This is a genomic window from Streptomyces sp. NPDC047017 (assembly GCF_040644175.1).
GTDB lineage: Bacteria > Actinomycetota > Actinomycetes > Streptomycetales > Streptomycetaceae > Streptomyces.
In genome coordinates this window covers 65317-79655 of record NZ_JBEYVW010000020.1, presented here as the reverse complement: position 1 = coordinate 79655, position 14339 = coordinate 65317, and the positions used below count along the sequence as shown (strand labels likewise).

Annotated in this window: 13 protein-coding genes; 6 read left to right on the top strand and 7 right to left on the bottom strand. The window is 72.6% G+C overall.

What is annotated here, in order from left to right; genetic code table 11:
• The first annotated feature begins 27 nt into the window (after positions 1–27).
• From ABZ858_RS29250 to ABZ858_RS29240, 3 genes are all read left to right on the top strand, one after another.
• Positions 28–1323, top strand: coding sequence for a glucarate dehydratase family protein (locus ABZ858_RS29250; RefSeq protein WP_361385030.1), 1296 nt, complete (start codon positions 28–30; stop codon positions 1321–1323).
• A 291-nt stretch (positions 1324–1614) separates the two neighbouring features.
• On the top strand, positions 1615–2736 hold the full coding sequence (locus tag ABZ858_RS29245) for a PfkB family carbohydrate kinase (RefSeq protein ID WP_361385231.1): 1122 nt from the start codon (positions 1615–1617) through the stop codon (positions 2734–2736).
• A gap of 180 nt (positions 2737–2916) precedes the next feature.
• Positions 2917–5013, top strand: a complete 2097-nt coding sequence (locus ABZ858_RS29240; RefSeq protein ID WP_361385027.1) for a glycoside hydrolase family 31 protein — start codon at positions 2917–2919, stop codon at positions 5011–5013.
• A gap of 313 nt (positions 5014–5326) precedes the next feature.
• On the opposite strand, the gene era is transcribed toward ABZ858_RS29240, so the two are convergent.
• On the bottom strand, positions 5327–6280 hold the full coding sequence (gene era, locus ABZ858_RS29235) for a GTPase Era (protein ID WP_361385024.1): 954 nt from the start codon (positions 6278–6280) through the stop codon (positions 5327–5329).
• 177 nt (positions 6281–6457) lie between these two features.
• Here era and ABZ858_RS29230 point away from each other — a divergent pair, with 177 nt between their 5' ends.
• Both ABZ858_RS29230 and ABZ858_RS29225 read left to right on the top strand, forming a co-directional pair.
• The gene (locus tag ABZ858_RS29230; protein ID WP_361385021.1) at positions 6458–7798 is read left to right on the top strand and encodes an ammonium transporter; all 1341 of its coding nucleotides are present in this window, start codon (positions 6458–6460) and stop codon (positions 7796–7798) included.
• Entirely contained in the window at positions 7795–8133 is a 339-nt protein-coding gene (locus ABZ858_RS29225) for a P-II family nitrogen regulator (protein ID WP_361385018.1), read from the top strand. The genes ABZ858_RS29230 and ABZ858_RS29225 overlap by 4 nt, the downstream gene beginning before the upstream one ends.
• Positions 8134–8167: 34 nt before the next feature.
• Here the strand turns inward: ABZ858_RS29225 and ABZ858_RS29220 are convergent, their stop codons facing one another.
• Complete coding sequence (locus ABZ858_RS29220) at positions 8168–8521, bottom strand: cytidine deaminase (protein ID WP_361385015.1); 354 nt, start codon at positions 8519–8521, stop codon at positions 8168–8170.
• Positions 8522–8627: 106 nt separating this feature from the next.
• Positions 8628–9449: a helix-turn-helix transcriptional regulator gene (locus ABZ858_RS29215; RefSeq protein ID WP_361385228.1), complete on the bottom strand. Its 822-nt coding sequence runs from the start codon at positions 9447–9449 to the stop codon at positions 8628–8630.
• 148 nt (positions 9450–9597) lie between these two features.
• Between ABZ858_RS29215 and ABZ858_RS29210 the strand changes: the two genes are divergently transcribed.
• On the top strand, positions 9598–11097 hold the full coding sequence (locus ABZ858_RS29210) for an MFS transporter (protein ID WP_361385012.1): 1500 nt from the start codon (positions 9598–9600) through the stop codon (positions 11095–11097).
• On the opposite strand, the gene ABZ858_RS29205 is transcribed toward ABZ858_RS29210, so the two are convergent.
• From ABZ858_RS29205 to ABZ858_RS29190, 4 genes are read right to left on the bottom strand one after another with little or no spacing between them, the layout of a single operon-like run.
• Positions 11059–11418 (bottom strand): MmcQ/YjbR family DNA-binding protein, encoded by a 360-nt coding sequence (locus ABZ858_RS29205; protein WP_361385009.1) that lies wholly within the window; start codon positions 11416–11418, stop codon positions 11059–11061. The two genes, ABZ858_RS29210 and ABZ858_RS29205, sit on opposite strands and share 39 nt — an antisense overlap.
• Positions 11415–12713, bottom strand: a complete 1299-nt coding sequence (locus ABZ858_RS29200) for a hemolysin family protein (protein WP_361385006.1) — start codon at positions 12711–12713, stop codon at positions 11415–11417. The genes ABZ858_RS29205 and ABZ858_RS29200 overlap by 4 nt, the downstream gene beginning before the upstream one ends.
• Before the next feature lie 6 nt (positions 12714–12719).
• Positions 12720–13217 (bottom strand): rRNA maturation RNase YbeY, encoded by a 498-nt coding sequence (gene ybeY, locus ABZ858_RS29195; protein ID WP_361385003.1) that lies wholly within the window; start codon positions 13215–13217, stop codon positions 12720–12722.
• A gap of 12 nt (positions 13218–13229) precedes the next feature.
• Positions 13230–14312, bottom strand: coding sequence for a PhoH family protein (locus ABZ858_RS29190; RefSeq protein WP_361385000.1), 1083 nt, complete (start codon positions 14310–14312; stop codon positions 13230–13232).
• Positions 14313–14339: the final 27 nt, after the last annotated feature.

Sequence of the window (14339 nt, the reverse complement as noted above, 5' to 3'; positions counted from 1 at the left end):
CCGTACGCGACCTCGGAGGAGCCGCCCGTGACCCGCGACCTCACCATCGCCGAGGTACGGCTGACACCGGTGCTGGTCGCCGACCCGCCGCTGCTGAACACCCAGGGCGTCCACCAGCCGTACACCCCGCGCCTGATCGTGGAGGTGGTGACGGGCGACGGGACCACCGGGCTCGGCGAGACCTACGGCGACAGTGCCTACCTGGAGCTGGCACGCCCGTTCGCCCGCAGGCTGGAGGGCCGCCAGGTCTCGGACCTCAACGGCTTGTTCACGGTCGCGGACGAGCTGGCCGTGGACGCCTCCCGCACCGACACCGCCGTGGACGGCGGCGGCCTGCGCGGGGTACGGACCGCGGACAAGCTGCGCCTTTCCGTCCTGTCCGCGTTCGAGGTCGCCTGCCTGGACGCCCTCGGCAAGGCGCTCGGCCTGCCCGTGCACACGCTGCTCGGCGGCAAGGTGCGCGACGCGGTCGAGTACAGCGCGTACCTGTTCTACCGGTGGGCCGCCCACCCCGGGTCAGTGGCCTGCGAACCGGACGACTGGGGCGCCGCCCTCGACCCGGCCGGGGTGGTGGAGCAGGCCCGCCGGTTCAAGGAGCGGCACGGCTTCACGTCCTTCAAGCTCAAGGGCGGCGTCTTCCCGCCGGAGCAGGAGATCGCCGCCGTGCGGGCGCTGGCCGAGGCGTTCCCCGGCCATCCGCTGCGGCTCGACCCCAACGGCGCCTGGTCCGTGGAGACCTCGCTGAAGGTGGCGGCGGAACTCGGGGACGTCCTGGAGTACCTGGAGGACCCCGCGCTCGGCACGCCCGCCATGGCCGAGGTCGCCGCGCGCACCGGTGTGCCGCTGGCCACCAACATGTGCGTGACGGCCTTCGCCGAGGTCGAGGAGGCGTTCTCCCGGGGCGCCGTGCGGATCGTGCTCTGCGACCACCACTACTGGGGCGGCCTGCGCAGCACCCGGCAACTCGCCGCCGTCTGCCGCACGTTCGGGGTCGGCCTGTCCATGCACTCCAACACCCACCTGGGCATCAGCCTGGCCGCGATGACCCAGGTGGCCGCGACCGTGCCGGACCTCCACCACGCCTGCGACACCCACTATCCCTGGCAGTCCGAGGACGTCCTCACCGAACGCCTCGTCTTCGACGGCGGCCGGATCACCGTCCCCGACACCCCCGGCCTCGGGATCGCCCTCGACCGGGCCGAGCTGGCACGCCTGCACCGCCGGTGGCTGGCGGACGACGGTGCGCTGCGCGAGCGCGACGACGCGGCGGCGATGCGGGTGGCCGAGCCGGGCTGGACCGTACCGGCGACGCCCCGCTGGTAGCCGGGCCCGCGGACCTCTGGGCGGGTCCGTCCGGCGTGACCGCCGACGCGTTGTCGGTCCTCTGGTGCACACTGGCTTGATCCGCACCATGCCAGGGAGCGCACCGTGACCGCGTCCAACACGTCCGCCGGCCAAGGACCGGAGTACCCGAACGAGCCGGAGTACCCGAACGAGCCGGAGCACGCGTACGCCCCGTACCCACGGGCCGGGACGCACCCGGACGACGGCGAGTACCCCGACGACGACGCCGTGTACCCGGACGGCGGCGCGTACCCGCAGGACCGCGAGTACATCGTCGGGGTGCCGCACGCCCCCCTCGACCCCCAGGTGGACCCGCTGTCCGCCCTGCGTGTGACGGGCGACCCGCCCTGGGACGTCTACCTCACCGGCACCGTCTTCCTCGACATCGTCTTCACCGGACTCGCCTCCGCCCCGGTGCGCGGCACCGAGTCCTGGGCGCGCGGGATGGGTTCGAGCCCGGGCGGCGTGGCCAACATGGCGACCGCGCTGGCCCGCCTCGGCCTGCGCACCTCCCTCGCGGCCGCCTTCGGCGACGACCACTACGGCGAGTACTGCTGGGACGCGCTGGAGCAGGGCGAGGGCATCGACCTCTCGCCGTCCCGCACGGTCCCCGGCTGGCACTCGCCGGTCACCGTCTCCATGGCGTACGAAGGGGAGCGCACGATGGTCTCCCACGGCCACGAGCCGCCCCCCGAGGACGTCCTGCTGCACACGGAGGCCCCCGCCTGCCCGCCGCGCGCGCGAGCCGCCGTCGCCTCCCTCACCCCCGGCCGGCGCGCCCCCTGGATCGCCGAGGCGGCCCGCCGGGGCACCCGTATCTTCGGCGACGTGGGCTGGGACGACACCGGCACCTGGGACCTGGCCGGCCTCGCCGACCTGGAGCACTGCGAGGCGTTCCTGCCCAACGCCGAGGAGGCGATGCGCTACACGGGCACCGACTGCCCGCGCACCGCCGCGCACGCGCTCACCGAGTTCGTGCCGGTCGCGGTGGTCACCCTGGGCGCGGAGGGCGCCTACGCGGTCGACCGGCGCACGGGGGAGAGCGCCGAGGTGCCCGCCATCGCGGTGGAGGCGCTGGACCCCACCGGGGCGGGTGACGTCTTCGTGGCCGGTTTCGTCACCGGTTCGCTGGCGGGCTGGCCGCTGGCCGACCGGCTCGCCTTCGCCGGCCTCACCGCCGCGCTCTCCGTGCAGGAGTTCGGCGGCTCCCTGTCGGCGCCCGGCTGGTCCGAGATCGCCGCCTGGTGGCGCCGGGTCCAGTCCCTGGACGCGCAGGACCCGGCGGCCCTGCGGCGGTACGCCTTCCTGGACGCCCTGGTGCCGGAGGCGAGCGTCGAGCCGTGGCCGCGCCGCCGGGCGGTGCCGACCATCGGCTTCGGCAGGTCGGCGTGAGGCACCGTTGACAGGTGACGTTTGCTGCTCGATCATCGGCCGAATCAAGCACGATCGTGCACGCACCGCTGCACGGGCCCGCACTTCCCGTCCCCCCTGCCCCCTCTCCGGCCCCCCTCCCTGCCCTGACCCACTGACCCATGGCTCCCTCCTGACTCCCTCCGTCGAAGGACATGCGTCGTGCGCAGACCATCACGCAGACCGCGGGCGCTCCTCGCCGCCCTGGCCCTGGCCCTCGCCCTCCCCGCCACCCTCACCGCGCAGCACCGGGCCGAGGCCGCCGCCGCCCCGTCCCCCCAGGCCCCCCGCCTCACCACGTCCGCGGACCGGCTCACCCTGACCGTCCCGCGCAGCCGCACCGCACCCGGCTACCAGCTCCAGGTGACGACCGGTCAACTCGCCCTGACCACCCGCCGCTCGGGCAGCACGGTGCTGGCCACCGCCCCCGGTGACACCGGCGCCCTGCGCTTCCGCACCGCCGGCACCTGGCAGCACGCCACCCGTGTCACCCACTGGACCTGGCGGGGCGGCACCCTCACGCTCACCGCGGCCACCACGGCGCCCGGCGCCACCGTCGAGGCCCGCCTCACCCCGGCCGCCGACCGCTACCAGCTCGACTGGCGGGTCACCGGCGCCGCCGCCCCCGACCGCCTGGGCCTCGCCTACGCCCTGAACTCCGCGGGCCACTGGTACGGCCACGGCGAGGCCGAGACCCCGAACGGCGGCCCCGGCACCGACCAGCCCTGGCCGCTGGACAGCGGCCAGGTCGTCCACCCGGGCTTCGGACCGGCGTCGTACTACATGGTGGACCCGTTCTGGTACACCTCCGCGGCGACCGGACTGCGCGTGGACACCGGCCAGGTCATGGACGTCGACCTCAACCAGGGCGGGGACGGCCTCGGCCGCTTCGACATCGACTCCGCGGCCCCCTACAAGGCCACCGTCTTCGTCGAGTCCACGCCCCTGGACGTGTACCGCGACTACATCGGCATCGTCGGCAGGCCGGCCAAGTCCGACGCCACCTACCGCCAGTACGCGGAACCCGTCTGGAACTCCTGGGCGCAGTTCTACACCCACGTCGACCAGGCAGGACTGCTCGACTACGCGCGGCGCCTGCACGACAACGGAGTCACCGGGCACACCCTCCAGCTCGACGACAAGTGGGAGTCGAACTACGGGAACATGACCTTCGACGCGAAGGCGTACCCCGACCCCGGGGCCATGTCGCGCGAGATCCACGGCCTGGGCTTCGACTTCGGCCTCTGGGTCACCCTGTGGATCAACCTCGACTCCGACCAGTACCGGTACGCCGCCGACCACGGCTACCTGCTCAAGGACGCCGCCGACACCACCAAGCCGTGCACGGTCACCTGGTGGAACGGTACGGCCGGCATCGTCGACCTCGGCAACCCGGACGCCAAGGCCTGGTACGAGGGCCGCCTCAAGTCCCTCATGAGCGCCTACGGCATCGACGGCCTCAAGTTCGACACCCGCTTCTTCGACGAGCGGTGCGCCCCGCACGCGGGGTACAAGCCCACCGACTACCAGCGGCTCGGCGCGCAGCTCGCCGACGGCTACGACCTCCAGGGCGTCGGCATCCGCGTCCACTGGGACCCGGCGGCCCACCGGGCGGGATTCGTCACCCGGCAGGAGGACAAGGGCACCGGCTGGAACTCGCTGCGCGCCTCCGTCACCCAGAACCTGGCCATCTCCACCATCGGCTACCCGTTCGTCACCACCGACATGATCGGCGGCTCCAGCGGCGAGCCGGCCCCCACCAAGGAGGTCCTGGTCCGCTGGGCCCAGTCGGCGTCCTTGATGCCGCTGATGTACGCCTCCACGTCCCCGGTGGAGACCACCGACCCCACCACCGGCAAGAAGGTGGTCTACGACCGGCAGACCACCGCCCTCTACCGCGCGGCCATCGCCCGCCACGCCAGCCTGGCCCCCTACCTCTGGGATCAGGTCCAGCAGACCCTGAAGACCGGCGACCCGATCATGCGCCCCCTCTTCTTCGACTTCCCGCACGACAGGGCGGCCTACACCGTCTCCGACGAGTGGATGCTCGGCCCGGCCGTCCTCGCCGCCCCCCAACTCACCGCCGCCCCCACCCGTCCCGTCCACCTCCCCCCGGGCACCTGGTACGACGTGGCCCACCACAAAACCCTCAAGGGAGGAAGAACCCTCCCGTCCTACGCCACCCCCCTGGGCACGGCCCCGGTCTTCGTCAAACTGAACACCCCCCAGACGGAAAAGGCCCTCCGAGCCCTCCGCTGACGAGAACAGGGCCGACCGCCGGGGGCGGCCGGCCCTGGGGCGCGGCGTGCGAACTGAGGGGGAGGGCCGCAGGGACACGTCCCTCCGCAGGGGGACAGCGGCCGGACTCCCCCAGGGACGCAGGGGACGAAGCCCCGCCGGGGACCGGGGCGGAGCCCCGGAGGGCACTCTCTTCACGTACCGAGCCGGGCAGGCGGGTGGCCCGAACAGGGGTGCGGGGGACGGAGTCCCCGCCGGGGTCCGGGGCGGAGCCCCGCGGCGGGACCTCTTCACTCACCGAGCCGGGCGGCCGGGTGGGCGAAGGGGCGGGGTGTCAGAAACCGAGCCGGCGCAACTGCTTGGGGTCCCGCTGCCAGTCCTTCGCCACCTTCACATGAAGGTCCAGGAACACCGGCGTCCCCAGCAACGCCTCGATCTGCTGGCGCGACTTGATCCCGACCTCCTTCAACCGCTTCCCCTTCGGCCCGATGATGATCCCCTTCTGGCTCGGCCGCTCGATGAAGACATTCGCGTGGATGTCCAGCAGCGGCTTGTCCGCCGGCCGGTCCTCCCGCGGCAGCATCTCCTCCACCACCACCGCGATGGAGTGCGGCAACTCGTCCCGCACCCCTTCCAGCGCCGCCTCCCGGATCAGCTCCGCCACCATCACCTGCTCGGGCTCGTCCGTCAGATCGCCCTCGGGATACAGCGCGGGCCCCTCCGGCATCAGCGGGATCAGCAGATCGGCGAGCAGCTCCACCTGCTCGCCGCCCGTCGCCGACACCGGCACGATCTCCGCCCACTCGATCCCCAGCTCCTTGCCCAGCTGGTCGATCGCGATCAACTGCTCGGCGAGCGCCTTGGAGTCCACCAGGTCCGTCTTGGTGACGATCGCGACCTTCGGCGTCCGCTTGATCCCCGCCAGCTCCTTGGCGATGAACCGGTCACCGGGCCCGAGCTTCTGGTCGGCCGGCAGGCAGAAGCCGATCACGTCGACCTCCGCCCACGTCGCCCGCACCACGTCGTTCAGCCGCTCGCCCAGCAGCGTCCGCGGCTTGTGCAGCCCCGGCGTGTCCACCAGGATCAGCTGCGCGTCCGGCCGGTGCACGATGCCCCGCACGGTGTGCCGGGTCGTCTGCGGGCGGTTCGAGGTGATCGCCACCTTCTGCCCGACCAGAGCGTTCGTGAGGGTGGACTTGCCCGCGTTGGGACGGCCCACGAAACAGGCGAAGCCCGCCCGGTGGACAGTCTCGCCGGACTGCTCGGATGACTGGGTACGAACGCTCATGGCGCCCATTGTCCCTGATCCCCGGCGCCCCGCCGCACGGCGTGCCACCCACCGCCCCGGGCGAAGGCCCCGGAAACCCCCGGGCAACACGAAACGTCACGGAAACACACCCGTACGCGACCGGAAACGCACGCCGGTGACCCTCGGACGATCCCCCACCGCGAGGAGACGCCACCCGTGGAGCCCGCCGCCCTGGCCACCGCGCACGCCGCCTACGCCACCGCCCGCGTCGACACCGGCGACACCGCCTGGCTGCTCGCCGCCACCGCCCTGGTCCTGCTGATGACCCCGGGACTCGCCCTGTTCTACGGCGGCATGGTGCGCACCAAGAGCGTGCTCAACATGCTGATGATGAGTTTCGTGTCGATCGCCCTGGTCACCGTGGTCTGGCTGGCCTGCGGCTACTCCCTCGCCTTCGGCACCGACACGGCGGCCGGCCTGATCGGTGGCCTGGACCAGGCGGGCCTCGCGCACATCGGCCCCGCCGACGTCCACGGCACCGTCCCCACCCTCCTGTTCGCCACCTTCCAGCTCACCTTCGCGATCATCACGGCCGCGCTGATCAGCGGCGCGATCGCCGACCGCGCGAAGTTCGGCGCCTGGCTGGTCTTCGTGCCCGCCTGGACGCTGCTCGTATACGTCCCGGTCACCCACTGGGTGTGGGGCCCCGGCGGCTGGATCGGTCACGGCCTGCGCGCCCTCGACTTCGCCGGCGGCCTCCCGGTGGAGATCACCTCCGGCGCCTCCGGCCTCGCGCTCTGCCTGGTCCTCGGTCCGCGCCTGGGCTTCAAGAAGGACGCCATGCGCCCGCACAACCTGCCCATGGTGATGCTGGGCGCCGGCCTGCTCTGGTTCGGCTGGTTCGGTTTCGACGCCGGTTCCGCGACGGGCGCCGGCGGCCTGGCCGCCGCCGCCTTCCTCAACACCCTCGCGGCCGGCTGCACCGGCCTGCTCGGCTGGCTCGTGGTGGAGAACAAACGCGACGGCCACCCCACCACGCTGGGCGCCGCCTCCGGCGCCGTCGCAGGACTGGTCGCCGTCACCCCGGCCTGCGGCACCGTCGCCCTGCCCGGCGCCCTGGCCGTCGGCCTCGCCGCGGGCTGCCTGTGCTCGTACGCCGTGAGCTGGAAGTTCCGGCTGGACTACGACGACTCCCTGGACGTCGTCGGCGTCCATCTGGTCGGTGGTGTCGTCGGCACCCTGCTCATCGGCCTGTTCGCGCAGCGGGCGATGACCGGCGGCCCCGAGGGCCTGCTGTACGGCGGCGGACTCGCCCCGCTGGGCCGGCAGGCACTGGCCGTGGCGAGCGTCGCGGCGTACGCCTTCACCGCGACGTACGGCCTGGGCCGGCTGCTCGACAAGGTGATCGGGCTGCGCGCGGGCGAGGACGAGGAGCACACCGGTCTGGACCTGACGGTGCACGCCGAGACCGCCTACGATCACGGAGTCCTCGGGCACGGCGCCCCGGTCGGCGCGTCCCCCGTCCACTCCGCCCAGAAGGCCACGCCCCAGCCATGAAGCTGATCACCGCGATCATCAAGCCGCACCGCCTCGACGCGGTCAAGACCGCCCTCCAGGAGCGGGGCGTACAGGGCCTGACCGTGACCGAGGCGAGCGGCTACGGCCGCCAGCGCGGCCACACCGAGGTGTACCGCGGCGCCGAGTACCGGGTCGACCTCGTGCCCAAGGTCCGGATCGAGGTGGTCGTCGAGGACGCCGAGGCGGACGCCGTCATCGACGCGGTGGTCCACGCCGCGCACACCGGGAAGATCGGCGACGGCAAGGTGTGGGCCGTGCCCGTCGAGACGGTCGTCCGCGTCCGGACCGGCGAACGCGGCCCGGACGCCCTCTGAACGCCGCGCCGGCGGTACCCGGACGCCCGGCGTCCTACTCCGCGGCCGCCGTCAGCCGCACGGCACCGTCCGGCCCGGCCAGCAGCACCGGCGTCCCGGCCCCGCCCAGATCCCGTACCGCGGCCAGGTCCTCCGGCGGCAGCCCCTCGGCCTCGCTGACCACCGCGGCCGCCTCCAGCGAGGTCGCGCCGGAGGCCACCGCCATCGCCACCGCCGTCCGCAGGGCGCTCAGGTCGAGCGAGGCCAGGTGCACCGAACCGGCCGCGTAGGTGCGGCCCGTCTCGTCGCGTACCGCCGCGCCCTCCGGCACGCCGTTGCGGGCCCGTACCGAACGGGCCAGGGTGACGATCTTGCGGTCCTCGGGGTCGAGCCCGTTGCTGTCGGTCATGATCCGAGCATACGGAGGCGCGGCACCGCCCCGGAACGGGGAACCGCCCCCGAACAGGGAACCGCCCCGGAACGGGGAGCCGTCCCCGAACAGGGAACCGCCCCGCTCATCCCGCCACCGGATACATCGCCCCGCGCCGCCCCTCCGGGGAGGCCAGCCACTCCAGCTTCGCCGCGGTGTTCGCCTCGTCCAGCGGGGTGTGCAGCACGACCGTCAGATCCGGCCGGGCCGGCACCCGCATCGCCGTCGACTCCACGAACAGCACCCCCACCAGCGGGTGCTCCAGCTCCTTGCGGATCTGACCGGGCTCCTCGATGTCCCGCTCCTCCCACAGCGCCGTGAACTCCTCGCTGGCCTCGCTCACCTCGGCCAGCACCGACCGGTAGCCCTCGTCGTCGGGCCGGGCGGCGCACGCGGCCCGGAACTGCGCGACGACCGCCCGCGCGTTGCTCTCCCAGCTGTGCGAACGGGCCCGGTACAGCGGGTCGGTGAAGAAGTCCACCAGGCAGTTGCGCGTAAGGTCCGCGCGCATGCCCAGCACCACCGCGGCGGCGTCGTTGAACATCACGCAGTTGTAGTACATGTCCATGATGTGCGCCGGATACGGCATCCAGGTGTCGATCAGCCGCCGCAGCCCGTCGCACATGTCCCGCAGCTCCGGGGCCACTTCGGGCACGGGCGGGTTCAGCCCGGCCAGCACGTACAGATGGCGGCGCTCGGTGTTGCCCAGCCGCAGCACCCGGGCCACCGCGTCCAGCACCTGCGGGGAGACGGAGATGTCCCGGCCCTGCTCCAGCCACTGGTACCAGGAGGCCCCCACCCCGGCCAGCACCGCGACCTCCTCGCGCCGCAGCCCCGGCGTGCGCCGCCGCGCCCCGCCGTCCGGAAGGCCCGCCTCGGCCGGCGTCACCCGGGCCCGCCTGCTCATCAGGAACTCGCGCAGCTCGCGCCGCCGCTGACTCTTGAACACGTCGGTGTCGGGCACGTCCGGATCCCCCTCGTACTGTCTGGTGGTGCCACCACCACCATAAGTGCCGACTCCCCACGGGTATTCCGGCCGCACGAGGCTGTTGCCCATGGCGATCGACACCACCACGACCCCCGCACCCGCACCCGCACCTTCACCCGCACCCGCTCCCACCGCCCCCGGCCGGGCGGCACCCGGCGACCCCCGGCTGTCGACGCGCGACAAGCTGGTCCTCTTCGTCCTGTGCGCGGCCCAGTTCATGGTCGCCCTGGACTTCTCCGTGCTGAACGTCGCCCTGCCCGAGCTGGGCACCGACCTCGGCATGAGCCGGTCCGCGCTCCAGTGGGCGGTCACCGCCTTCGCGCTCCCCTCCGGCGGCTTCCTGCTGCTGTTCGGCCGGATCGGCGACCTGTACGGCCGCCGCAAGCTGTTCCTGACCGGCCTGGCCGTGTTCGGCGCCGCCTCGCTGCTGGCCACCCTCGCCTGGGACCCGGCCTCCTTCCTGACCGGCCGGGCCCTGCAAGGACTGGGCGCCGCCGCCATCGTGCCGACCGGCATGTCCCTGCTGACCACCACCTTCCCCGAGGGCCCCGCCCGCGACCGCGCCCTCGGCATCTCCGGCACCCTGCTGTCGCTGGGCTTCACCGTCGGCATGGTCGCCGGCGGCGTCCTCACCGACGCCCTCGGCTGGCGCTCCACCATGGCCCTGCTCAGCGTGTTCGCGCTGCTCGTGCTCCCGCTGGCCCCCGCCCTGCTGCCCGAGTCCCGCACCCCCGACCGGCCCCGCCTGGACATCCCCGGCGCGGTCACCGTCACCACCGGCCTGCTGTCGCTGATCTACGCCCTGTCCACCGCCGCCGACCACGGCTTCGGCCGCGCCGACGTCATCGCCGCGCTGATCGCCGGACTCGCCCTGCTGACCGCGTTCGCCGTCGTGGAGTCCCGCTCCACCGCCCCGCTCGTCTCCCTGCCCATGCTGCGCCGCCGCACGGTGGCCTGGGGCAACGTGGGCGGTCTGGTCACCTTCTCGATGATGTCCACGGTCATCTTCGTGCTGACCCTGTACTTCCAGGAGACCCTGCGCCTGTCGGCCTTCGAGACCGGCCTCGTCTTCGGCGCGCAGGGCGTGCTGTCGGCGGTGGCCGGCGCGTACGCCCCGAAGGTCATTGGCCGCATCGGCGCCCGCCGCACCCTGGTCGCCGCGCTGGCCGGGCAGGGTCTGCTGACCGCCGCGCTGCTCGGGGTGAACGCCCACACCTGGTCGGTCTGGCTCGCCACGGCCGCCGTCTCGCTGGCCAGCATGTGCCACCTGGGTGCGATCGTCTCCTACGGCCTGACCGTCACCTCCGGCGTCCCCGACGAGGAGCAGGGCCTGGCCACCGGCCTGGTCACCGCCACCCAGCAGGTCGGCATCACGGTCGGCATCCCGCTGCTCGGCGTGCTGGCCACCACCTCCGACGACCTGCTCGCCGGTGTCCACACCGTGCTCGCCCTGGACACGGTGATCGTGCTCGCCGCGGCCGTCCTGGTCGGGCTCGGCCTGCGCGGCCGCAAGGGCTCAGCGGCGGTCTCAGGGGCGGTCGAGGCGCAGCCGCTCGGCACGCGGTAGCCGGGCCACCACCAGATCGTACGAGTCCTCGACCAGCTCCCGGACCAGCCGGTCCGGGAGCCGGCCGTCGACCGTCACCGTGTTCCAGTGCCGCTTGTTCATGTGCCGGCCGGGGACGATCAGCCCCGGGTGCTCGCCGCGCAGCCGCACCGCGTCCTCGGGATCGCACTTGAGGTTGACCGTCAGGGGCCGCGCGTCCAGCGCGGTGAGCGCGAAGAGCTTGCCGCACACCTTGAAGACGGAGGTCTCCGGGGTGAACGGGAAGTCCTCGACGGCCGCGCCGAAGGACAGGCACAGGGCCCGCAGCTCCTGGGGCGTCACTCGGGCTTCTCCTCGTCGTCCGCAGGGTCCTCCGGCTCCACCAGCACCGTCACGATCTTGTTCCGGCGGCCCGCCGCGGCCTCCGCGGTCAGCCGCAGCGACCGCCCGTCCGGCAGCTCGACCAGGGCCGAGGCCCCGGCGATCGGCACCCGGCCCAGCGCCTTGGCGAGCAGCCCGCCGACCGTCTCCACGTCCTCGTCGTCGTACTCCTCCAGGCCGTACAGCTCGCCCAGATCGGTGATGTCCAGCCGGGCGGTCACCCGGTAGCGGTCCTCGCCCAGCTCCTCCACCGGCGGCAGCTCACGGTCGTACTCGTCGGTGATCTCGCCGACGATCTCCTCCAGGATGTCCTCGATGGTGACCACGCCGGCCGTGCCGCCGTACTCGTCGATGACCACCGCGACGTGATGGCGGTCCTTCTGCATCTCGCGCAGCAGGTCCCCGGCGTTCTTCGTGTCCGGCACGAACACGGCCGGGCGCATCGCCGTGGACACCAGGTCGTTCTCCGCGTCCCGGCTGATGTGCGTGCGCCGGGCCAGGTCCTTCAGGTACACGATGCCCACCACGTCGTCCTCGCTCTCCCCGGTGACCGGGATGCGCGAGAAACCCGAGCGCAGCGCGAGCGTGAGGGCCTGGCGGATGGTCTTGTACCGCTCGATGACGACCAGATCGGTGCGCGGCACCATGACCTCCCGCACCAGCGTGTCCCCGAGTTCGAAGACCGAGTGCACCATGCGGCGCTCCTCGTCCTCGATCAGGGACTCCTGCTCGGCCAGGTCCACCAGCGCGCGCAGCTCCGCCTCCGAGGCGAACGGGCCGCGCCGGAAGCCCTTGCCCGGGGTGAGCGCGTTGCCGATGAGGATCAGCAGCGACGGGACCGGCCCCATGATCCGCGCCAGCGGCACCAGCACGTACGCCGCCACGGTCGCCGTGTTCAGCGGATGCTGCCGGCCGATGGTGCGCGGGGAGACCCCGACGGCGACGTACGACACCAGGACCATCACCGCGATCGCGACCACCAGCGCCTCGGCGGTGGCCGGGAACGCCTTCAGGCACGCGGAGGTGACCAGCGCGGCCGCCGCCATCTCGCAGGCGACGCGCACCAGCAGGGCCACGTTCAGATAGCGGGTCGGGTCGGCGGCGATCCGGGCCAGCTTCGCACTGCCCCGGCGCCCCGACTTCACGGCCTCCTCGGCCCGGAAGCTGGAGATGCGCGCCAGGCCCGCCTCCGCGCAGGCGGCGAGCCAGGCGACGACGACCAGGGCGATCGCGCCGACGACGAGCTGCGCACTCATCGGCGGTTACGAGACGGTCGGCGCCGGCGAGGGGCCGTCCATGCCCCGCTCCGCACGCCAGCCGTCCACGATGGCCGCCTGCAGGCCGAACATCTCGGCCTTCTCGTCCGGCTCCTCGTGGTCGTACCCGAGCAGGTGCAGCACCCCGTGGACGGTGAGCAGCTGCAGCTCCTCGTCCATGGAGTGCTGTGTCTCCGCCTCGGCGCCCTGCTTGGCGGCGACCTCCGGGCACAGCACGATGTCACCGAGGAGGCCCTGCGGGGGCTCCTCGTCGTCCTTGCCCGGCGGACGCAGCTCGTCCATCGGGAAGGACATGACATCCGTGGGGCCCGGCAGGTCCATCCACTGGATGTGCAGCTGCTCCATGGCGTCGGCGTCCACGACGATCACCGAGAGCTCGGAGAGCGGGTGGATGCGCATCCGTGCGAGCGCGTAGCGGGCGATGTCGAGGATCGCCTGCTCGTCGACCTCGGTTCCGGACTCGTTGTTGACGTCGATCGACATGGTCGTGCTGGTCTACTTCCCCTTGTGCCCGCGCCCGGCGGCCCGCGGCCGGCCGCCCTGGGGAGCGCCGCCGTTCTCGGTGCCGTGCCTGCTGTCGTACTTCTCGTACGCGTCGACGATACGGCCCACCAGCTTGTGCCGTACGACGTCCTGCGACGACAGCCGGGAGAAGTGGACGTCCTGGACGCCCTCCAGGATGTCCTGCACCTGCCGCAGCCCGCTCTTCGTCCCGCTCGGCAGGTCCACCTGCGTCACATCACCGGTGATCACGATCTTCGAGTCGAACCCGAGCCGCGTCAGGAACATCTTCATCTGCTCGGGACTGGTGTTCTGCGCCTCGTCCAGGATGATGAAGGCGTCATTGAGCGTACGACCGCGCATGTACGCCAGCGGCGCGACCTCGATCGTCCCGGCCGCCATCAGGCGGGGGATCGAGTCGGGGTCGAGCATGTCGTGCAGGGCGTCGTAGAGCGGGCGCAGGTAGGGGTCGATCTTTTCGTAGAGGGTGCCGGGCAGGAAGCCGAGGCGTTCGCCGGCCTCGACCGCCGGGCGGGTCAGGATGATGCGGTTGACCTGCTTGGACTGGAGGGCCTGCACGGCCTTGGCCATGGCCAGGTAGGTCTTGCCGGTGCCGGCGGGGCCGATGCCGAAGACGATCGTGTGCTTGTCGATCGCGTCGACGTACCGCTTCTGGTTGAGCGTCTTGGGGCGGATGGTGCGGCCGCGCGAGGACAGGATGTTCTGCGTCAGCACCTCGGCCGGGGTCTCCTGGCCGTCGCTCTCCCCGTTCTCGCTCGCCTTGAGCATGGCGATCGAGCGTTCCACTGCGTCCTCCGTCATCGGCTGCCCGGTGCGGAGCACCAGCATCATCTCGTCGAACACGCGCTGGATGAGGGCGACGTCCGCCGTGTCGCCCACCGCGCTGATCTCATTGCCCCGGACGTGGATGTCGGCCCCGGGGAAGGCCCTCTCGATCACGCGCAGAAGGGAGTCGCCGGAGCCCAGGACGGTCACCATGGGGTGCTGGGCGGGGACGGTGAACTCTGCTCTCGCCTGCCCCTGCGCGGGCGTGTTGGCTGCGGATGTCTGAGTCATGGGCCGGCGCTCGACGCCTGCGATTCC